The 21,525-nt window shown below is 63.6% G+C and carries 17 protein-coding genes; 14 read left to right on the top strand and 3 right to left on the bottom strand.

Annotated features, from left to right (window positions below; all coding sequences use genetic code 11):
- The first annotated feature begins 178 nt into the window (after positions 1 to 178).
- Positions 179 to 2,317, top strand: coding sequence for an ATP-dependent DNA helicase DinG (dinG, locus tag ACZYGA_RS04685; RefSeq protein WP_479398479.1), 2,139 nt, complete (start codon positions 179 to 181; stop codon positions 2,315 to 2,317).
- Positions 2,318 to 2,447: 130 nt separating this feature from the next.
- On the opposite strand, the gene ACZYGA_RS04680 is transcribed toward dinG, so the two are convergent.
- On the bottom strand, positions 2,448 to 3,536 hold the full coding sequence (locus ACZYGA_RS04680; RefSeq protein WP_077372149.1) for a 3-deoxy-7-phosphoheptulonate synthase: 1,089 nt from the start codon (positions 3,534 to 3,536) through the stop codon (positions 2,448 to 2,450).
- A 529-nt stretch (positions 3,537 to 4,065) separates the two neighbouring features.
- Here ACZYGA_RS04680 and rpoE point away from each other — a divergent pair.
- A complete protein-coding gene (gene rpoE / locus ACZYGA_RS04675; RefSeq protein ID WP_077372152.1) occupies positions 4,066 to 4,668 on the top strand; it encodes an RNA polymerase sigma factor RpoE in 603 nt (200 codons plus the stop codon).
- A 321-nt stretch (positions 4,669 to 4,989) separates the two neighbouring features.
- Complete coding sequence (locus ACZYGA_RS04670) at positions 4,990 to 5,706, top strand: sigma-E factor negative regulatory protein (protein WP_077372155.1); 717 nt, start codon at positions 4,990 to 4,992, stop codon at positions 5,704 to 5,706.
- Positions 5,707 to 5,911: 205 nt separating this feature from the next.
- Here the strand turns inward: ACZYGA_RS04670 and ACZYGA_RS04665 are convergent, their stop codons facing one another.
- On the bottom strand, positions 5,912 to 6,160 hold the full coding sequence (locus ACZYGA_RS04665) for a VF530 family protein (protein WP_479398475.1): 249 nt from the start codon (positions 6,158 to 6,160) through the stop codon (positions 5,912 to 5,914).
- Positions 6,161 to 6,306: 146 nt separating this feature from the next.
- On the opposite strand from ACZYGA_RS04665, the gene ACZYGA_RS04660 reads away from it, so the two are divergent.
- The 9 genes from ACZYGA_RS04660 (at position 6,307) to acpS (ending at position 15,648) form a co-directional block, all read left to right on the top strand.
- Complete coding sequence (locus ACZYGA_RS04660; protein WP_077372161.1) at positions 6,307 to 6,777, top strand: SoxR reducing system RseC family protein; 471 nt, start codon at positions 6,307 to 6,309, stop codon at positions 6,775 to 6,777.
- Between the two features lie 270 nt (positions 6,778 to 7,047).
- Positions 7,048 to 8,454 (top strand): DegQ family serine endoprotease, encoded by a 1,407-nt coding sequence (locus tag ACZYGA_RS04655; RefSeq protein ID WP_176502763.1) that lies wholly within the window; start codon positions 7,048 to 7,050, stop codon positions 8,452 to 8,454.
- 276 nt (positions 8,455 to 8,730) lie between these two features.
- On the top strand, positions 8,731 to 10,551 hold the full coding sequence (gene lepA, locus ACZYGA_RS04650) for a translation elongation factor 4 (RefSeq protein WP_084209117.1): 1,821 nt from the start codon (positions 8,731 to 8,733) through the stop codon (positions 10,549 to 10,551).
- Between the two features lie 54 nt (positions 10,552 to 10,605).
- Positions 10,606 to 11,409 carry a signal peptidase I gene (lepB, locus tag ACZYGA_RS04645; RefSeq protein WP_077372167.1) on the top strand — a complete coding sequence of 268 codons (804 nt, stop codon included), beginning with the start codon at positions 10,606 to 10,608 and terminating at the stop codon, positions 11,407 to 11,409.
- A gap of 343 nt (positions 11,410 to 11,752) precedes the next feature.
- Positions 11,753 to 12,445, top strand: coding sequence for a ribonuclease III (rnc, locus tag ACZYGA_RS04640; RefSeq protein WP_077372170.1), 693 nt, complete (start codon positions 11,753 to 11,755; stop codon positions 12,443 to 12,445).
- Between the two features lie 92 nt (positions 12,446 to 12,537).
- Complete coding sequence (gene era, locus ACZYGA_RS04635; protein WP_077373161.1) at positions 12,538 to 13,482, top strand: GTPase Era; 945 nt, start codon at positions 12,538 to 12,540, stop codon at positions 13,480 to 13,482.
- Between the two features lie 147 nt (positions 13,483 to 13,629).
- Complete coding sequence (recO, locus tag ACZYGA_RS04630; RefSeq protein WP_077372173.1) at positions 13,630 to 14,346, top strand: DNA repair protein RecO; 717 nt, start codon at positions 13,630 to 13,632, stop codon at positions 14,344 to 14,346.
- 103 nt (positions 14,347 to 14,449) lie between these two features.
- The gene (gene pdxJ, locus ACZYGA_RS04625; protein ID WP_341542068.1) at positions 14,450 to 15,274 is read left to right on the top strand and encodes a pyridoxine 5'-phosphate synthase; all 825 of its coding nucleotides are present in this window, start codon (positions 14,450 to 14,452) and stop codon (positions 15,272 to 15,274) included.
- Positions 15,271 to 15,648, top strand: a complete 378-nt coding sequence (acpS, locus tag ACZYGA_RS04620) for a holo-ACP synthase (protein ID WP_077372179.1) — start codon at positions 15,271 to 15,273, stop codon at positions 15,646 to 15,648. Before pdxJ ends, acpS begins: the two co-directional genes overlap by 4 nt.
- A gap of 174 nt (positions 15,649 to 15,822) precedes the next feature.
- On the opposite strand, the gene ACZYGA_RS04615 is transcribed toward acpS, so the two are convergent.
- Positions 15,823 to 18,804, bottom strand: a complete 2,982-nt coding sequence (locus ACZYGA_RS04615; protein WP_191236699.1) for a response regulator — start codon at positions 18,802 to 18,804, stop codon at positions 15,823 to 15,825.
- Between the two features lie 340 nt (positions 18,805 to 19,144).
- Here ACZYGA_RS04615 and cysM point away from each other — a divergent pair, with 340 nt between their 5' ends.
- On the top strand, positions 19,145 to 20,074 hold the full coding sequence (cysM, locus tag ACZYGA_RS04610) for a cysteine synthase CysM (RefSeq protein WP_077372185.1): 930 nt from the start codon (positions 19,145 to 19,147) through the stop codon (positions 20,072 to 20,074).
- A complete protein-coding gene (gene rlmD / locus ACZYGA_RS04605) occupies positions 20,074 to 21,477 on the top strand; it encodes a 23S rRNA (uracil(1939)-C(5))-methyltransferase RlmD (RefSeq protein WP_176492962.1) in 1,404 nt (467 codons plus the stop codon). Before cysM ends, rlmD begins: the two co-directional genes overlap by 1 nt.
- The last annotated feature ends 48 nt before the right edge of the window (positions 21,478 to 21,525 follow it).

The following is a 21,525-nucleotide window of genomic DNA, read 5'->3' as shown; positions in this document are numbered from 1 at the left end:
GGGTGATACCCCGCTCATGCTGGCTGTCTGGCCTGGATGACCGATGCCACTCATCAGGGCATGGCTCGGCAGCGCAGTCAGAAGACAGCAAGTGATGGACGGCGAACAGCTCAGGCTGTTCGCCGTCTTGCGCTAGGGCGCCGCACGGCGGTCAGCTCGGCACAAGGAGAGACACGCAATGCTGGAAGACAGTCTCAAGGGCGAGATCCAGACCGCCTATCGCAAGCTGCTTGAGGGGCTTGAGCTGACGCCGCGCTATGGACAGCGGCTGATGATCGCCGAGATTGCACGCACCCTGGGCAACATCGAGCAGAATCCGGAAGGGTATCGCCTCGGCAACGAGCACGTCTGCGTGCTGGAGGCCGGTACCGGTACCGGCAAGACGCTCGCCTACCTGCTCTCCGCGCTGCCGGTGGCCAAGGCGCGCGGCAAGCGGCTGGTGGTCTCCACCGCGACCATCGCGTTGCAGGAGCAGGTCATGCATCAGGACCTGCCGGCGCTCAAGAAGCATTCGGGGCTGACCTTCGACTATGCGCTGGCCAAGGGGCGGCGGCGCTATCTGTGCGTGCAGAAGCTGGATCAGGCGTTGGAAGGCGTCGAGGACAACCCGACCATGGCGCTGTTCGAGCGCGACATGATCGCCAGCGATGGTGGCAGCTTCGTGGAGCTGGCCGGCAAGATGGCCGAGGACTATGCCAGCGGCGAGTGGGCAGGGGACCGCGACAGCTGGCCGCTGCAGGTCGAGGATCGCGACTGGGCGCGGCTGACCACGGACCACCGCCAGTGCACCAATCGCCGCTGCAGCCACTTCTCGGCGTGCGCCTTCTTCCGTGCCCGCCGTCAGCTGGAGCAGGCCGACATCATCGTCGCCAACCATGATCTGGTGCTGGCGGATCTCTCGCTGGGCGGCGGGCTGGTGCTGCCCTCGCCCAGTGACTGCATCTACGTCTTCGATGAGGCGCATCACCTGCCGGACAAGGCGCTGGACCACTTCCACCACCGCACGCCGATCAATCAGACGCTGCGCTGGCTGGGCAATCTCAAGAAGTCGCTCACCGAGCTGAACGCGGCGCTGGGCAGTCAGCCGACCATCGGGCGCCTGCTGGCGCGCATGCCGGAGTTGCTGGCCGACATCGAGCCGCGGCTGGGCGAGGTGTTCGGGTTGGGCCACCAGCTGGCTGACCTGCCGGAGGGGGCGGGCGATGATGCCACCAATCATCGTTTCGAGCGCGGCCAGGCACCGGAGGCGCTCAAGGAGTTGGGGCACAATCTGCTCAAGGGCTTCGCGGAGCTGTCACGGGCGCTGGAGCAGATCGCCGATATCCTGCGCGAGAGTCTGGACCCGGAGAAGGCGACAGGCCTGCCCAAGGAGAATGCCGAGGACTGGTTGCCGCTGGTGGCCCTGTTGCATGGACGTGCGCTGGAAGCCCATGCGCTGTGGGAGGCCATCGGGCTGAGCGACCCCGCGGATGGCCCGCCGCATGCGCGCTGGCTGACCTTCGAGCGCTTCAATGGCGAACCGGAGATGACCGTCTCGGCCAGCCCCGTCTCGGCGGCGGAGACCCTGGCGCGCCACCTGTGGGGGACCTGTTTCGGCGCGGTACTGACGTCCGCGACCCTGACGGCGCTCAACCGCTTCGAGCGCCTGCAGGAGCGCGCTGGTCTGGCCAATCGCTATCGCTATCAGCGACTGCCCAGCCCGTTCGATTATGGCAAGGCGGTGCTGGCCATCCCACGCGAGGCGGTGGAGCCGTCGCCGCCCGGCCCGCATGAGCAGGCGATCGTCGATTTCGTCAATGCGCTGGATGTGCGCGAGGCGGTGCTGGTGCTGTTCAGTTCGCGCAGGCAGCTGGCGGCGGTCAACAAGGCGCTGGACAACGAGACCCGCAAGCGGGTGCTGGCCCAGAGTCGCCTGCCCAAGCACGAGCTGCTCAGTCAGCACCGCAAGGCGGTGGATGGTGGTCGCGGCAGCATCATCTTCGGCCTGGCGAGCTTCGCCGAGGGGATCGATCTGCCCGGCAAGTACCTGACCCATGTGGTGATCACGCGGCTGCCGTTCGCGGTGCCGGATGACCCGGTCGGTGCGACGCTTGCAGAGTGGATCGAGTCGCGAGGCGGCAATCCGTTCATGCGCATCGCGGTGCCCGATGTGTCCATCAAGCTGGTGCAGGCCTGCGGACGCCTGATCCGCAAGGAGGCCGATGAGGGGCGCATCACGATTCTGGATCGGCGCATCCTGACCAAGCGTTACGGTCAGCAGCTGATCGAGGCATTGCCGCCCTTCGTGCGCGAGATTGACGGCGTACGTCAGAACTGAGCCGCAAGCCTGATCTGCAAGTACTGATCTGCAAGTGCTGATTCGCAAGTACTGATTCGCAAGTACTGAGTGGCCACAAAAAAGCCCCGCCGATCGGCGGGGCTTTTTCTGTCTGCCTGTCCGGTGCGTATCAGGCTTCGGCGGACTGCTCGAGGCGGGCGCGCAGGGCGTCCTTGAGCTTGGTGTCCATGGTCTTGAAGGTCTCTTCGGTGGTCGCCCAGTCGATGCAGGCATCGGTGATGGAAACGCCATATTCCATCTTGCTGCGGTCGGCATTGATCTTCTGGGCGCCCCAGTTGATGTGCGACTCGACCATCAGGCCCATGATGGAGCGGTTGCCCTCGAGAATCTGCTGAGTGACGTTTTCCAGCACCAGCGGCTGCAGGCCCGGGTCCTTGTTGGAGTTGGCGTGGGAGCAGTCGACCATCAGGTTGGCGGTGACGCCGGCCTTGGCCAGTTCCTGCTCGGCCAGGGCGACACTGACGCTGTCATAGTTCGGCTTGCCGTTGCCACCCCGCAGCACGACGTGGCCGTAGGCGTTGCCGCGGGTGCGGATGATCGCGACCTGACCGGCCTGATTGATGCCCAGGAAGTTGTGGCCGTGGGAGACGGACTGCAGCGCGTTGACGGCGACATCCAGCGAGCCGTCGGTGCCGTTCTTGAAGCCGACCGGGCATGAGAGGCCAGACGCCATCTCGCGGTGAGTCTGGGATTCGGTGGTGCGCGCGCCGATGGCGGACCAGCTGATGCAGTCCTGCAGGTACTGCGGGGAGATCGGGTCCAGCGCTTCGGTGGCCAGCGGCAGGCCCATCTCGGCCAGTTCGACCAGCAGGCCGCGGGCGATGTGCAGGCCTTCCTCGATCTCGAAGGAATCGTTGAGGTGCGGGTCGTTGATCAATCCCTTCCAGCCGACCGTGGTGCGCGGCTTCTCGAAGTAGACGCGCATCACGATGTAGAGGCTGTCCTTGACCTCTTCCGCGAGCACCTTCAGGCGGCGAGCATAGTCGCGGGCGGCGTCCAGGTCATGGATGGAGCAGGGGCCGACCACCACCAGCAGGCGCGGATCTTCGCCGTCCAGAATGCGCTGGATGGTGCGACGGCCTTCGATGACGGTCTGCTCGGCCTTGTCGGTCAGCGGGATGTCCTGCTTGAGCGCCTGCGGAGTGATCAGTACATCCTGGGACAGGACGTTGAGGTTGTTGACGTGCTGTTCTGACATGACGGTGTCCTGAGCGTTGTTCGGTCCGCAATCGTGAGCGCAGATCCTGGCAGAGGCTGTCCCCCTGCCGTGAGTGGAGTCGTGAATGGCTCCATGGTATCTGCTGCTTTGACGCTTGTCAGCGGCTTTGGCGCAATATAAATCACCTGTCAAGGTAAATGGAGGGATCAGGAGCGAGTGTCATGCCTAGCAATGAGTCAGTCGTAAAGAAAACGTTACACTTGGGCGAGTCAGCGTCGCCAAACACGGTCATCTCAGGCGTAGGCATGGAAAACCTGTGGCTTTGGCCACCACGTGTCTTGCCGTGCAAATGATAAACAGGAACACTGTGCGTTGATTTTGGTCGCCCGAACGGGTGCAAGGTAGCCAGTGTGCTGTTCGAATTGCGCGACGCATCCATGAGCATGAATGTCAAAGGGGCCGGATTCCATATGCGCGAGTCGCAATTTCCATCAGGTACTGATGCCCCGGGGACGTCTTTGCGAGTCGTCTCTAGCGGTGCCTCCACTCCCGCGGAGGGAGCGAGTGAATGAGTGTCAATGAGACAGATCAGCAGCTGGTCGAGCGCGCCCAGAAAGGGGATAACCGCGCCTTCGATCTGCTGGTCAACAAGTATCAACACAAGATTCTCGGCCTGATCAGCCGTTATGTGCATGATCATGCCGAAGTCCAGGATGTCGCCCAGGAAGCTTTCATCAAGGCCTATCGCGCCTTGCCCAATTTCCGGGCGGAGAGCGCCTTCTATACCTGGATGTATCGCATCGCCATCAATACCGCCAAGAATCATCTGGTCTCGCGGGGGCGGCGTCCCCCGGGGACGGATCTGGACATCGGGGATGCCGAGGTGCTGGATCAGTCCGGACGTCTGGCGGATGTCGAGACACCGGAAGCGGCCATGGCGCGTGACGAGCTGGAGAAGGTGGTGTTCGATGCCATCGAGAAATTGCCGGAAGACCTGCGCACCGCCATCACGCTGCGCGAGTTCGACGGTCTGTCCTATGAGGATATCGCCGAGGTGATGCAGTGCCCGGTGGGGACCGTTCGCTCACGCATCTTCCGTGCTCGCGAATCGGTGGACAAGGCCATCCAGGGGCTGCTCAGTCCTGCTGCAGCTGGGGCGGTAGCTGACTGAGAGGGGCACTGTTGAGGACGGCGTCTGGCGGTCGAGCAGGACCCGACAGGCAGGTATCTGTCTCCGATGGTCTACATCCTTGTCTGTCGAGAAAACTCATCAAAAACAATGGCTTGTTCAGAGAGTGCATGAAAAGTGAATGTTTTCTGAATGAATCGCGGAACGAACTGGCGCGCGCGTGATCATAGTGTGCAGATTGCCGGTTCGTTCAGTCGGGCCGCCAAGAGTCATGCAGCGAGCCAGTCGTGTCATGACGCCATTCGTTGTCTGAAATGCAGGTTGTGCCCCGTGATGGCCTGTCGAGTGTGAGGGTATTTACGCATGAATCTTAAGACCACCGAATCCGTGAAGGAGTCGCTGTCCGCGCTGATGGATGCGGAGGGTGACGAGCTGGATCTGCGACGTGTCCTCAAGGGGCTCGACGAATCGCCTGAGGCGGCAGACACCTGGCGTCGCTATCATCTTGCGCGCAGCGTCATGCACCGCGAGCGCGAGAGCAGCTTCACCATGGATATCTCGGCGGCCGTGAGTGCCGAGGTCGAGATGATCTCTCGTGAAGCGCCGGTTGCCGAACCCGTGGCCGAGCGCCGCAGCCTCTTCTCCTTCGCAGGCTCTGCCGCGATCGCGGCGGGTGTCGCGGTGATGGTGATCACCGGTGTGCAGGTCTTCAATGGCACTGACACTGGCGTACCGAGCCTCAACGGCTCAGGCGCGGAGCTGGCCAGCGGGGCTTCAGGTCTGCAGGGTGGCGCGGTGCATCAGGTCAGCCAGCCGTCCGTGAATGCCGAAGCTTCCCAGTGGGCACAACCGAGTGCTGCAGGCGGCCTGATGCAGGTCGGCGTGACGGCTTCTCCGTCGCGTCCCATGTTCATGGCCCCGCAGAATGGCGGTTATGACTCCGGCATGTCGTCCAGCAACGTCGCGGCGGCGGATCTTGCCCAGCGTCGACTGCTTGAAGCGTACCTGAGCAAGTCGTCCGAGCGCGGCCCCGTGCCGGAGCGCAGCGAATGGATCAGTCTGCAGGATGTCGCCCAGTAACCTTCGCGGGATGACTGGCCTGCGATGGCGTCGTTGCCAAGGTAGGTGAAAGCAGCAAGTGGCGACAGGAAAAGAGGGGCAGCCAATGGCTGCCCCTCTTTTTGCGTCTGCATATCCTGGTTGCGCCCGCATATTCTGGTTGCGCCCGCATATCCTAGTCGCGTTCGGCCAGCGCCGTCACCTGGCGGTGTGGCCACTCTCCGCCTCAGTCATGTAGATAGCGATCTGCCGTCTGGATGTAGAGCGCCTCGACCTTGGCGCGTGCCCAGGGCGTGCGTCGCAGGAACTTGAGGCTGGAGTTGATGCTGGGGTCACTCAGGAAGCACTTGATGGGGATCAGTTCGCCCAGCGTCTCGAATCCGTAATGGTCGACCAGCCAGGTCAGCAACGCCTTGAGGGTGACCCCGTGCAGGGGGTCGAGACGCGAGGTGGAGGGTGGCGGTACTTCGCTCATGAGAGTTCCTGTGCGGACATGGGTGTCATCCCGGTCGCCCGGGATGAGGGGCAATGGCGGCGGGGTGAGGTGAAGCGTCCCCCTGAAAGGCGTTATTCTACCCGTATGTGCTGCCGGCAGGTGGCGAGATTTCAGGAGTCGGCAAGATGATGCAGGAAGAAGGGCAGGTCACCGGTCATGGCAGGGAAGGGGTGTGGGTCGAGACTCAGCGCCGCTCCACCTGTGGAGCCTGCAAGGCTCGCAGCAGTTGCGGGAGCGGGCTGTTGAGCCAGTTCTCGCGCCGCAAGGCACACCGCGTGCTGATTCATGTGCCGCTTGGCGAGGCGTGGCCGATGGTCGGCGAACGGGTCGTGATCGGTATCGACGAATCCGCCTTCCTGCGCAGTGCCGGACTGCTGTATGGCCTGCCGCTGATGAGTGGCATGCTCGGCGGTATCGTGGCCGAGCAGCTGGCAGGCGCAGGGGCTCTGGTGGTGCCACTGGGCTTTGCGCTCTCGCTGGCGGCGGGGCTGGGCGTGGTGCGCTGGCATGCCGCGCGTCCTGAGCAGCAGGCGCTGTATCGTCCCCGCCTGCTGCGTCGCCTGGGGGTGGACTCGCTGGCCATCAAGGCCGTCTGACGGCTCTTGTGCTCGGCTGACAGCTGCTCGCGCGCGTGAGCGGCAGTGGTCGACCCTCGCCCGCCCCCGAGAATGCCTGCTGCATGTCGTCTGTCGCTTTCATGCGACCTGAGGTTGCGTCGAGCGCGGTATCATTCGCTGAACTTCAACGCCGTCTTGGCGTCAATGAATGGGACGTCGCCATGGTCGTGATGTGCGACGTCAGCATGCTGGATGGCAAGTGACAGCGTGCCTCATAACAAGTGACAGGACGTACCAGGAGTCGCATCGATGAAATCGCTTTCTCGCCTGATGGCGCCCGCGTTGGCCATGGCTGCCCTGATGGGTGCCCAGATGGCCCAGGCGCGTGAACTTCCCGATTTTACCCAGCTGGTCAAGGATTCGGCGCCTGCCGTGGTCAACATCGCGACCACCACCGAGATCAAACGTACCTCGGGCCCGGTGTTCCGTGGCCCGGATGGCCAGGAGATGCCGGAGTTCTTCAAGCACTTCTTCGGTGATCAGTTCCCCGGTCAGGGGCGTGGGGGGATCGAGAAGCGCTCCAGCCTCGGTTCCGGCTTCATCATCTCTGACGATGGCTACATCATGACCAACGCCCACGTCGTGGATGGTGCCGACGAGGTGATGGTGCGCCTGAATGACCGTCGAGAGCTGAAGGCTCAGGTGGTCGGCGAGGACAAGAAGACCGATATCGCGCTGCTCAAGGTCAAGGCGGATGATCTGCCCACTCTGCCGATGGGCGACAGTGACGCCCTGGAAGTCGGTCAGTGGGTAGCGGCCATCGGCTCGCCGTTCGGCTTCGATCACTCCGTCACGGCGGGGATCGTCAGTGCCATCGATCGCACACTGCCCTCGGATGCCTATGTGCCCTTCATCCAGACGGATGTCGCGATCAACCCGGGCAACTCGGGGGGGCCGCTGTTTGATCTCGAGGGAGACGTGGTCGGAATCAACTCCCAGATCTACACCCGCTCCGGTGGCTTCATGGGAGTGAGCTTCGCGATTCCCATCAATGTGGCGATGGATGTGGCCGACAAGCTCAAGACCGATGGTCGCGTCGATCGTGGCTGGCTGGGGGTCGTCATCCAGCCGGTGTCCAAGGATCTGGCCGAATCCTTCGGGCTGGACCGGGCGCGTGGCGCGCTGATCGCCGATCTTGACCCGGATGGCCCGGCCGCAGCGTCCGGCCTCAAGGCGGGCGACATCATCATGGCGGTCGATGGCGATGAGGTGGAAACCTCCGCCAACCTGCCGCGCATGGTCGGTGCCAGCTCGCCGGGGGATTCGCTCAAGCTTTCCATCCTGCGAGATGGCAAGCGTCAGACCCTGCAGGCCAAGGTAGGGCACTGGCCGGGCAGCGATCAGGACGAGATTGCCGCTGCCAGCAATGACAAGCAAGGCCTGGGCATTGCCGTGACAGAGCTTGGCAAGGCGGCGCTGGCGGAAATGAACCTCGACAATGGCGTCAAGGTGCTGGAGGTCGACCCACAGGGCGTGGCGGCAGAGGCGGGCATCACTGCCGGCGATGTGCTGGTCGAGCTCAATCAGCAGCCGTTGACCAGCGTGCAGTCGTTGCGTGACGTGGTGGCCAAGCTGCCGGCGGATCGCCCGGTCTCGCTGCGCCTGGTGCGCAACGGCCGCCCGCTGTACATCGCTCTGCGCATGCGCGATGAATGACGCGGACGCCAGCAAGGGAGGCGAGTGACGACGGGGCGCACGGGCGACTGTGCGCCCCGTCTGCATTCAGGGGCGAGCCCCTTCTCGCGGGGCTCGCAAGCATGAGGATTGCCCTGTGACTGCCGTTCGAACGGCTGGGTGAGAGAGGTGCAAAAGGTAACGCCTTCTATCATCGCCTCAAGTCGGACTGTACAATGCGTGCAATTCGATTTCCGTCGTCTCCCGTGTTGGCCGTGTGATTTCACGGAGACGGGCACAAATACAGAGCAGTGATCCATGACCGAACGCGTAACGCCGCCGTCCTTGAAGCATATCCGCAACTTCTCAATCATCGCCCACATCGACCACGGCAAGTCCACGCTGGCTGACCGCATCATTCAGCTGTGCGAAGGCTTGAGTGACCGTGAGCTCAAGGAGCAGGTGCTTGACTCGATGGACATCGAGCGTGAGCGCGGCATCACCATCAAGGCCCAGTCGGTGACCCTCGACTACCACGCCGATGATGGCAATACCTATCAGCTGAACTTCATCGATACCCCGGGCCACGTCGACTTCTCCTATGAAGTCTCGCGCTCGCTGTATGCCTGTGAAGGGGCGCTGCTGGTGGTGGATGCCGGTCAGGGCGTCGAAGCCCAGTCGGTGGCCAACTGCTACACCGCCATCGAGCAGGGCCTCGAGGTGCTGCCGGTCCTCAACAAGATGGATCTGCCGCAGGCGGACCCGGAGAAGGTCTCCCAGGAGATCGAGGAGATCATCGGTCTGGACGCGACGGATGCCTGTCAGGTGTCGGCCAAGTCCGGCATGGGCATGGAAGCGCTGCTCGAGCGTCTGGTGCGTGACATTCCGCCGCCCAAGGGCGATCCGGAAGCGCCGCTGCAGGCGTTGATCATCGACTCCTGGTTCGACAACTACCTCGGCGTCGTCTCGCTGGTACGTATCTTCGACGGCACCCTGAAGAAGGGTGAGAAGATCCGCCTGAAGTCCACCGGCCGCGACTGGGAAACCGGCGCGATCGGTATCTTCACGCCCAAGCGCAAGGAAACCGGTGTGCTGCGTGCCGGCGAGGTGGGCTTCATCGTCGCCGGCATCAAGGACATCATGGGCGCGCCGGTGGGTGACACCATCGTGCACACCAAGACGGCCGACAAGGTCGAGCGTCTGCCGGGCTTCCAGAAGGTCAAGCCGCAGGTCTACGCCGGCATGTTCCCGATCAGCTCCGATGACTACGAGGACTTCCGTGACGCGCTGCAGAAACTGGCGCTCAACGATGCCTCGCTGGATTACGAGCCGGAGAACTCCGACGCACTGGGCTTCGGCTTCCGCGTCGGCTTCCTGGGCACCCTGCACATGGAGATCATCCAGGAGCGTCTGGAGCGCGAGTACAATCTCGACCTGCTGACGACTGCGCCGACGGTGATCTACGAGGTGCTGATGGACAACGGCGAAGTGCTGCCGGTGTCCAACCCCTCGAAGCTTCCGGACATGGCCAACGTCGATGAACTGCGTGAGCCGATCTGCCGCGCCACCATCCTCGTGCCACAGGAATACGTCGGCAACGTCATCACCGAGTGCGTCAATCGTCGCGGCGTCCAGCTCGACATGCAGTTCCTGGGCAGCCAGATCCAGCTGGTCTACGAGCTGCCGATGGCCGAGGTCGTGATGGACTTCTTCGATCGCCTCAAGTCCATCTCCAAGGGCTATGCCTCTCTGGATTACAGCTTCGAGCGTTTCGAGGCGGCCAAGCTGGTACGTCTGGACGTGCTGATCAATGGCGATCGCGTCGATGCGCTGGCGGCCATCATCCACCGCGACCATGCTCACGGCCGTGGCCGACTGCTGGTCGAGAAGATGAAGGAACTGATTCCGCGTCAGATGTTCGACGTGGCGATCCAGGCGGCCGTCGGTGGCCAGGTCGTGGCACGCTCCACCGTGAAGGCGCTGCGCAAGAACGTGACTGCCAAGTGCTACGGCGGCGACGTCAGCCGCAAGAAGAAGCTGCTCGAGAAGCAGAAAGCGGGCAAGAAGCGCATGAAGCAGGTCGGCCGGGTGGAAATTCCCCAGGACGCCTTCCTTGCCGTGCTCAAGATGAACGACTGATGCAGGCCGCCGGCTGGCGGCCTGCCCCAAGACCCAGGGCAGACAGGGATGACGATGGATTTCTCGCTAGTATTGGTGATTGCCGTAGCGGTAGCCGGCGTGGTGTGGCTGATAGATCTGATTGCCCTGCGCGGTGCGCGCAAGGCGCGTCTGGCCAAGGCCGAGGCATCCGTCGAAGGGGAGCTGGACAGTGGTACGCGTGAGAAGCTGACGCGGGACCCGTGGCTGGTGGACTATGCCAAGTCGTTCTTTCCGGTACTGTTGCTGGTGCTGGTGGTGCGCTCATTCGCCTATGAGCCGTTCCAGATTCCCTCCGGCTCGATGCTGCCGACGCTCAAGATCGGCGACTTCATCCTGGTCAACAAGTATGACTATGGCCTGCGCCTGCCGGTGGTCGACACCAAGGTGCTGGAGGTCGGCGAGCCTGAGCGTGGTGACGTGATGGTGTTCCGTTTCCCGGAGGACCCGTCCACCAACTTCATCAAGCGCGTCGTCGGTCTGCCCGGTGACACCATTCGCTATGAGGGCAAGCAGCTCTACGTGAATGGTCAGGCGGTCAGCAAGACGCTCAATGCGCGCAACGTCAGTGAGCAGCCCGGCGAGAGTCTGCTGGATGAGACACTGGGGAAACACGCCCATCAAATCTACAATAACCCTCAGGACCCCGGCCCACAGATGCGCGAGATCCGGGTGCCTGAAGGGCAGTACTTCGTGATGGGTGACAACCGCGACCATTCCAACGACAGCCGCTACTGGGGCTTCGTGCCGGAAGAGAACATCGTCGGCAAGGCGGTCGCGGTGTGGATGCACTGGAAGGACGGATTCCCGGACTTTTCCTCGGTACGCCTGATTCATTGATCAGTGCATTGACCGGGCCGCCGAGAGGCGGCCCGGTCGTGTCTGGCAGCGCCGCCCGGCGGCGTGCCAGTACCGCAAGGACGGATCTTTCGACATGGGACGATGCGTCGTGCCTGCCATGTCAACCTGCTGTTCATCATGTCGGACCCGAGGCCACGAGCCTGCGGGCAGCGCGGCTGACGAATATCGGATTGGGATGGTGGCGATCGGCAACTCCTCAAGCCGTGTAGGCTTCGGGCATCGCGAAGCATGTCGATGACGACAGGCATCAGCCGTCAAGACTGATGCACCATTCGACAGGACGCCTGCGGGCGTCAGCGACAAAAAGAGAGTAGGGAGACCTGTGAGTAGCCCGCTGAATGCCTTTGTAAAGCGTATCGGCCACACCTTCGAGGATGCCAGTCTGTTGGAACTGGCATTGACCCATCGAAGCTATGGTGGCCAGAACAATGAGCGGCTCGAGTTTCTTGGCGATTCCATCGTCAACTTCGTGATCGCCGAAGCGCTGTTCCTGCGCTTCCCCCAGGCCCGTGAGGGCCAGCTGTCACGCCTGCGTGCGCGTCTGGTCAAGGGCCAGACCCTGGCGGAGCTTGCCCGTGAGTTCAAGCTGGGCGAGAACCTGCGCCTGGGCTCCGGCGAGATGAAGAGCGGCGGTCATCGTCGCGAATCCATCCTGGCCGATGCCGTGGAAGCCGTGATCGGTGCCATCTATCTGGATGCTGGCATGCAGGTCGTGCGTGAACACGTGCTGCGCTGGTACGACAGCCGTCTTGAGGCGTTGAACCTTCAGGACACCCAGAAAGATCCCAAGACACGTCTGCAGGAATTCCTGCAATCGCGTCAGGCGGCCCTGCCGCGCTATGAGGTGACCAGCGTCGAAGGCGAAGCGCATTCGCAGACCTTCAGCGTCGATTGCCACGTCGAGATGATCGACACCAAGACCACAGGCGTCGGCTCCAGCCGTCGCCATGCTGAACAGCAGGCGGCCGAGTTCGCGCTGCAACTGCTCGAACCTGCCCGCGGAGGCCGCTCATGAGCCATACCCCAGAAGACAACGTCACCCCGAGCGGCGACGCCCCTGATGCCTCTACCGAGACGCACACCGGCAACGCCGATGCCCTCGAGGGCATGCTGGCGGCCGCCGGTGTCAGCGATCAGCCGCTGCCGGATACCCGCTGTGGCTTCGTCGCCATCGTCGGGCGCCCCAATGTCGGCAAGTCGACGCTGATGAACCACATCCTGGGCCAGAAGGTCTCGATCACCTCGCGTCGTCCGCAGACCACACGTCACCAGGTGATGGGCATCCACACCGAGGACGGCACCCAGTGCGTCTTCGTCGATACCCCGGGGATCCACATCATGCAGCGCGATCGCAACAAGGCGATCAACCGCTTCATGAACCAGACCGCCACCCAGGCGCTGCGCGATGTGGACGCCGTGGTGTTCATCGTCGACCGCACCCGCTGGATGGAAGAAGACCAGATCGTGCTCGAGAAGCTGGCCCACGTGAAGGCGCCGGTGATTCTCGTCGTCAACAAGATCGACTGGCTGAAGGACAAGACCACTCTGGCCCCTTGGCTCCAGAGTCTGCAGGAGCGTCGTGACTTCGCGGCCATCATCCCGATGTCGGCCAAGAATGGCACCAACATCGACCTACTGCTCGAGAACGTGATGGGGCGTCTGCCGCACGGCGAGCACATGTTCGCGGATGATCAGATCACCAACAAGAGCTCACGCTTCCTGGCCTCCGAGCTGGTGCGCGAGAAGGTGATGCGTCAGCTGGGTGACGAACTGCCGTACCAGATGACCGTCGAGATCGAGGAATTCAAGACCGATCAGCGCGGCACGCTGCACATCAGCGCGCTGATGATGGTCGAGCGTCAGGGCCAGAAGAAGATCCTGATCGGCGAGAACGGCGAGCGCATCAAGAACATCGGTCGCGAAGCGCGTCTCGAGATGGAGCGTGCCTTCGATGCCAAGGTGATGCTGAACCTGTGGGTCAAGGTCAAGCGTGGCTGGTCGGATGACGAGCGCGCGCTGAAAAGCCTGGGTTACACCCACGACAAGGACTGATGCTCCCCGCCCCCGTGGCGCGGCAGGCAAGACGACTGCCGCGCCACGGGTGGCCTCATCAGTCGAGCATCGCCTGATGCTCGGCGTTCGCCTCTGCCGGATGCCATCTTTCCTGTCCGCAAGCCCTCTCTGTCGTGAGCCTGTCCGATGACGCCGCAACCGGCCTTCCTGCTGCATCGCAAGCCGTATCGTGAAACCAGTGCCATCATCGAGTTGTTGACCCTCGAGCATGGTCGGGTGCGCGCGGTGGCACGCGGTGTCCAGCGTCCGGGCAGCAAGTCGCGGGCGCGACTGCAGCCGTTCACTCCCCTGCACGTCACCTGGCGCGGGGAAAGCGATCTCAAGACGCTCAACCTGATGGAGACCGGCGGCAGCGCCAGTCTGCTGGCGGGAGAGGGGCTTCTGTGTGGCTTCTATGCCAATGAGCTATTGACGCGCACCTTGCCGGTGGAAATGCCGGTACCGGAGCTGTTCGCGCTCTATTCGCTGACCCTGGATGACGTGGCGCTGCCTGCTCGTCGCGCCCCGGCGCTCAGGCGACTGGAATACACCCTGCTGGAAGCCCTTGAGCAATTGCCGCAGTTTCGTACGCTGGAGGATGCCCCTCTGATGCCCGACGTGCGCTACGACTATGTCGCCAGCGAGCGGCGTTTTCGCGCCCAACCCGAGGGGGCAGCAGGTATCGAGGGGCGTGCCTTGAAGCTGCTGGCCAGTGAGGACTGGGGGCACGCCGGCCTGTCGCGAGAGAGTCTATGGCTGGCGCGGCGCGCCTTGGCGCCATTGCTGGGAGAGCGTCCGCTGCGCTCGCGTGAACTGATGCGTCAGCTGACCGCCCGGCGACGTGAAAGTCGTCAGACAGGTTGATGCGGGCCTTGCCTGCAGGTCGTATCCTGTCGTCATGCAAGCTGTCTTCGTCATGGCACCTGTTGCCATGCCTATTTTCCATCTCCATCGCTAGGAGCTGATCATGCACCCGCTGCGTATCCTGCTCGGGGTCAATATTGACCACATCGCCACTCTGCGCCAGGCGCGTGGCACCCGTTATCCGGACCCGGTCCAGGCCGCGCTGGTCGCGGAGGAAGCCGGCGCCGATGGCATCACCGTGCACCTGCGTGAAGACCGTCGCCATATCCAGGAGCGCGACGTGCGTCTTCTGGCCGAGGTGCTCAATACGCGCATGAATCTCGAGATGGCCGTCAGTGACGAGATGCTGGCGCTGGCCGAGGAAGTGCGTCCGGCCAATGTCTGCCTGGTGCCGGAGAAGCGCGAGGAACTGACCACCGAGGGTGGTCTGGATGTCGCCGGGGATCTGGAACGCATCCGCGCGGCCTGTGAGCGTCTCGCGGCGGCGGGCTGTGAAGTCTCGCTGTTCATCGACCCGGAGCCTGAGCAGATTCGTGCCGCCTTCGAGACCGGGGCGCCAGTCGTCGAGCTTCACACCGGTGCCTACGCGGATGCCAGCGGTGAAGCGGCGCGTGTCGAATTCGAGCGCATCGCGGCTGCAGCCGAGCTCGCCAACGAGCTGGGTCTGATTGTCAATGCCGGGCATGGTCTCAACTATCACAACGTCGAGGCCATCGCGGGCATCTCGGGGCTGAACGAGCTGAATATCGGTCACGCGATCATCGCGCGCGCCATGTTCGTCGGCCTCAAGGAGGCCGTCATCGAGATGAAGCGCCTGTGCATCGCAGGCCAGGAAGCGGGGCTGATGGCAGCGCTGGATGCGCACGACCATGACCATGAGCACGATGAGGATCATGAGCACGTGCAAGGGTCAGGCTGCTGCGGATGATCGTCGGGATAGGCACGGACATCGCGCGAATCGAGCGTTTCGAGGCCGGCATGGCACGCCACGGAGAGCGCTTCGCTCGGCGTCTGCTCGGAGCGCAGGAGCTGGCACGCTTCGCGGATCACCCCCAGCCGGCGGCTTTTCTGGCCAAGCGTTTCGCGGCCAAGGAAGCCTTCGTCAAGGCGCTGGGGACCGGGCTGCGCCAGGGCATGCGTTTCACCCAGATCCAGGTGGTGAACGATGCGTTGGGCAAGCCGTCCTTCGTGCTGTCAGATGAGGCGGAAGCGCTGACTGCGCGTGCCGGGATTCGTCATTTGCATCTGTCGATCAGTGATGAGCGTGATCAGGCCATCGCCTTCGTGGTGCTGGAGCGCTGAGTATCCGCTGACCGCTGACAAGTGCTGGACATGACAACGCCACCCTCGCCTCGCGGCCAGGGTGGCGTTGTCGTTGTCGGCAGTGGGATGGTGAGGAGGGGGCGGAAAAGGCAAGAGAAAAAGGGGTGGCGAAGAGCGGATGCCGTCATCAGTGCTCTCGACCAGTGCTCTCGCTCAGCGCTCGCGGTCCGAGGCGTCGGGGCGCGACTCTGCCAGGAGCAAGGTGGCTTCCTCGCTCTGCGCCCACTGGGCAAGGCTTGCGATGGCATCGAACAGCGCGGCGACGTCGTCCTCCAGCTGATCCAGGCCACTGACGCGCAGGCGTGTCTCCAGCGCCTCGACCAGCAGTGCCAGGCGCGGCACGCCACAGTAGCGGCAGGCGCCATTTAGATAGTGCACCCCATCGAGCATGGCCTCGCCATCCTGTACCGCCCAGGCCCTGCGGATGGTGACCTCACTCTCCGGCAGACTCTTGATCAGCAGCCCCAGCATCTCCAGGGCCAGCGCCTTGCGCCCGCCGGCCATCTCGATGCCCAGTGCCATGTCGACGATGGGCAGTTCGCCATCCTGCTCGCTCAGTCCCTCGAATGCGGCGGGCATGGGAGGTGTACCCTCGGGGCGCTTGCCACGCTCGATACTGCCCGCGTCAGTGGCACTGGAGAGGGGGGAGAAGGCGGGGGCCGTGTCGTGTGGCGGGGTCTTCGGCACGCTGAGCGTGATGCCAAGGTGACGGCTCAGCATGTTGGCCAGCAGGTGCTCGTCGACCGGCTTGATGAGGTAGTCATCCATGCCCTCGGCCAGCAGCTCCCGGCGCTCGTGTGCCAGGGCGTGCGCGGTCAACGCGATGACGGGAAGGTGTTCATGGCGCATGCGCTGTTGATGGCGCAGTGCCTTGGTGGCTTCCAGGCCGTTCATGCCCGGCATCTGGATATCCATCAGTACCGCATCCACCGGCTGCTGCTGGGCCAGGGCCAACGCTTCCTCGCCACTCTGTGCGGCCAGGGTATCCAGACCCATGTCGGTGAGCAGTTCCTCGGCCAGCAGGCGATTGGAGGGGTTATCATCGACGACCATCACGCACTTGCGCGTCATGTTCGGCGTCTCCGCAGGCGTGGCAGCCTGAGGCAGCCCATCAGGCATGGGGGAGGCAGGCGACGTCTCGGGGGGCCGCGGCGATGCCGGCGAGCGCTCCGGGAGCGGAGCGGAAAGATCAGGCGTCAGCCGCCCGGCCGTGGAGCCATCCTCCAGCGGCGTGAAGGCCGGCAGCTCCTGAAGGCGTGGTGTGTCGCGCCGCGGTGAATGCAGCAGGTTGGCCAGTTTGTGGCGCATCTGCAGGCGTGTGACCGGCTTGCTGAGCAGTTCGTCGATCCCGTATTGCTGCAGGTCCTCGATATTGGCCGGCAGCGGTGCATTCAGCAGACACAGCACGCGACACGGCAGATGCTTGAGGCGCTGACTCCATTCCTCCAGCCGCTTCAGGTCACGGCTTTCCAGGGCGACTACCACGAGATCAGGCTGCTCCTCGATGCCGACGAGGTCCAGCGACCAGCGCGAGAGCAGGTAGCTCAGGGCGCGGCGCGTGGCCGGGTGTGGCTCGATGAGACAGATGCGCTGATGATCGAAGACGATCTCGCGCGGGCGCTCCTCGATGCTGCTGACGGCCACCGGCACGCTGAACAGGAAGGTGGAGCCATGTCCGGGCAGGCTTTCGACCTGGATCTCGCCACCCATCTGTTCCACCAGGCGCTTCGAGATCATCAGGCCCAGGCCGGTGCCGCCGAACTGGCGGGCGCGGGACGGGTCACCCTGGGAGAAGGCCTGGAACAGGCGGTTGCGTTGCGCACTGTCCATGCCGATGCCGGTATCGGCCACCGCAATCTTCAGGCGGGTACTGCTGCCGGAAAGGTCATCCACCATCACGCGGACGATGACTTCGCCCTGCTCGGTGAACTTGACCGCATTGGCCACCAGATTGGTGACTACCTGCTTGATGCGCAGCGGGTCACCCTCGAAGCGTTGTGGCACGTCATCGTAGACCAGCCCCAGCAGGTGCAGATGCTTGCGATGCGCCTCCGGGGCGTGCATCGCCAGCACTTCCTCGATGAGCGGCTCGATGTCCATCTGGACCTTCTCGAGCTCGAGCTTGCCGGCCTCGATCTTGGAGAAGTCCAGGATGTCATTGATCAATGACATCAGCGAGGAGGAGGCGTTCTGCATGTGGCCCAGCCAGTCGCGCTGGCGGTTGTCCAGGTCACTGCGCCCCAGCAGGTTGCTGAAGCCGATGATGCCATTGAGCGGCGTGCGGATCTCATGGCTCATGTTGGCGAGGAATTCCGACTTGATGCGGTTGGCTTCCAGCGCCTTGCGGCGGGCCATGTCCAGTTCGATGTTCTTGATCTCGACGGTTTCCATCGATTCGTGCAGGTCACGCGTCGTCTGGTCGATCTGGTCCTGCATGTCTTCCCGCGCGCGCTTGAGCTGCTCGACGCTGAGATTGTAGTGCTCGGCCAGCTCGCTCATGTCGTCATTCCCCTGCACCGGCAGACGCTGGTGAGTCTCGCCGCGCGCGAGGCGGGTCATGGCTTCGCCAAGGTCATGGAAGGGCTGCAGCATGCGACGTGAGGCATGGTAGGCGAACAGCAGCAGTGCCAGTCCGAAGACCAGATTGGCCAGCCCATAGCCGACCAGCAGCTGATAGCGGTGCAGCACGATACGGGTATCGGAGGCCTCGAGAATCAGCCAGGAGATGCGGTCTCCGCGTCGTGCCTCCCGCCATGGGTCGATCACCGGTGTCACCAGCACCAGCGCGTCGGGGGCTTGCGGGTAGGCGTCGCTTTCCAGCAGCGAGCTTGTCTGTGGACGTTGGCTCGGCCCCATGTGAAGCAGGGTGCCACCCTCGGGGGTGCGCAGCGTCAACCCTCGCACGTCGCGTTGATCGATGAGCATCTGTGCCAGTTCATGCAGACGCTGGTCGTCGGCTTCCAGGGCGGCATTGGCAAGCCCGGGCATGATCGCCTGCACACTGGCCTGCAGACGCTGCATCATGGCGGTGCGTTCACGACTGATCTCACGATCCACCACATAGAGGCTGAACAGCAGGCTCGTGGCAAGCGGCAGCAGAAGCAACGCGAGCTGAAAGCGGGTTCTAAGCAGCATGGCAGTCCATCGCGACGGGGCAGCGAGCCAGAGACTCGGATGCCGCAGGAAGAGGAAAACAGGGTTGCAGCGCCGCACCTTCCGGAGGTGACGTGTCCGAGGGCCTGCGTGCAAGGCCCGCACAGCCGCCAGCGGCGAGCGGCGTGCGAAAGCCAGGCTCAAGCATACCTTCCAGACTGCAGTGATGCGATGGTTCGCGCCCTGACAGGGAGGTGGCGGGAGCGATATACTGCGCACATCTTCTACACCCCCGACGTGGCCCCGATTGTCTCAGGTCTCGATGCTGCCTCCTGACGGTCAGCATCGGAGTATCCGGGCGCGTCCTTGGAGTCTGCCCCTCATGTCTCATGTCAGTGACCCCGCGGATCTTGCCGCGACTGAATTCCCCAGTCTTGCCGATGTCGTCGGCAATACGCCGTTGGTACGCCTGACGCGTATCACCGCCGGTCGCAACAACGTCTTGCTGGCCAAGCTGGAAGGCCACAATCCCGCGGGTTCCGTGAAGGATCGTCCGGCGCTTTCGATGTTCAATGAAGCCGAGGCCCGTGGCGAGATCCAGCCCGGTGACACCCTGGTGGAAGCCACCTCCGGCAACACCGGCATCGCGCTGGCGATGGTCGCGGCCATCAAGGGCTACCGCATGGTGCTGGTGATGCCCTCCACTGCCTCCAGCGAGCGCAAGCAGGCCATGGGCGCGTATGGCGCGACGCTGATCGAGGCAGACAACATGGAGCACGCGCGGGACATCGCCGATGGGATGATCGCGCGTGGCGAGGGCAAGGCCCTTGATCAGTTCGCCAATCAGGACAATCCCCTGGCGCACTACCGCACCACCGGACCGGAACTCTGGCAACAGACTCAGGGACGCATCACGCATTTCGTCTCCTCCATGGGCACGACCGGCACCATCATGGGTACCTCGCGCTATCTCAAGGAGCAGAATCCCGCCATCGAGATCGTGGGACTGCAACCGGCGGACGGCGCCAGCATCGCCGGCATCCGTCGTTGGCCCGAGGCCTATCTGCCGCGCATCTTCGATGCCTCGCGCATCGACCGCACCCTGGATATCGCTCAGCGGGACGCCGAAGTCTGCATGCGCCGTCTGGCGCGTGAGGAAGGCATTCTGGCGGGCGTGTCCTCCGGCGGCGCCCTGGCAGGGGCGCTCACGGTGGCGGAGCAGGTCGAGAACGCGGTGATCGTGTTCATCGTCTGTGACCGTGGCGACCGCTATCTGTCGACCGGCCTCTACACCCACGGAGATGACCTCTGATGGCACTGCTCGGACAGAAACGCCCAGCGCGCAAACCGACGCGTCGTGAGAAGGAAGTGGCCAGTCGCGAGACGCGCAACGTCAGTGATGCCGACAGCCAATGGCTGACGGTGGAACGTCTGGCGCATGATGGGCGAGGCGTCGCGCATGACGAGAACGGCAAGACCCAGTTCATCGACCAGGCCTTGCCCGGTGAGCGGGTCACGCTGGCCATCCACCGAACCCACAAGCGCTTCAACGAGGCGCATGTGCGCTCGCGGGACAATGCTGCCGAGAGTCGCGTGACGCCGCCGTGTGCGCACTTCGGCACCTGTGGTGGTTGTGATCTCCAGCACATGGCATTGCCGGCCCAGCGCACCCACAAGGTGCAGGTGCTCAGTGAGCATGCACAGCGCAATGGCGTGGCGCTGGCGGATATCCAGCCACTGGGCGAGGACGAGCATCGTTATCGTCGGCGTGCACGCCTCGGGGTGCGCGTCACGGACAGCGGCGAGATCCAGCTGGGCTTCCGCGGCCGTGGCAGCAATCAGCTGGTGGATATCCAGAGCTGCAGCGTGCTGGTGCCGGCGCTGGATCGACTGATCACGCCGCTGCGCGAGCTGATCAATACGCTGGAAGCGCCCAAGCGTCTGGGGCATCTGGAGCTGACGGCCGCGGATGACCAAGTCATCCTGGTGATTCGACAGCTCAAGGCCGTGCCGCGTGATGCCGAGCGCTGGCAGGCCTTTGCCGAACAGCATGGGCTGGTGGTCGGCTGGCGAGTCGGGCGTGATCCGGTGGTGCTGGAATGGCTGGCCGGCACGCCGGACGCCGCCTACTCCGTGCGCGTCGGCGAGCGGACACTGCGTCTCGCCTTCTCGCCGGGTGACTTCGTGCAGGTCAATGCCGCGCTCAATCAGCGCCTGGTGGATACGGCGCTGGACTGGCTGGGCGACGTCAGTGGCCTTGCGGTCATGGACCTCTATGCCGGAGTCGGCAATCTCACGCTGGCCGTGGCGGCAGCGGGGGCCGCGAAGGTAACCGGCATCGAAGGCAGCCAGGGCATGGTGGATCAGCTGATCGCCAATGCCGAGCACAACGCGCTGCCTCAGGTGAGCGCTCGACGCGCCGACCTCAGTCGTGCGCTGCCATCACTCGAGGGTATCGACCTTCTGGTACTGGACCCGCCGCGCGATGGCGCTCAGCCTCTATGCGATGAGCTGGCACGTCACCTGCATGCCGGGAAGGTCTCCCATGCACCCGCACGGGTGCTGTACATCGCCTGTGACCCGACCACGTTGATGCGTGACGTGAAGATGCTCACCGACGCCGGCTATCGTGTCACGCGTGCGCTGATGGCGGACATGTTCGTTCACACGGCACATCTGGAATCGATGCTGCTGCTGGAGCGGATGGAAGACTGAGACGGCGCCCCCGGGCGCTGTCATCAAGATGGCAAGATATTCAAGGAC

It is taken from the genome of Cobetia sp. BL01, assembly GCF_056493605.1.
The sequence above is the reverse complement of the archived record's forward strand: the minus strand, read 5'-3'. Positions and strand labels throughout refer to the sequence as shown.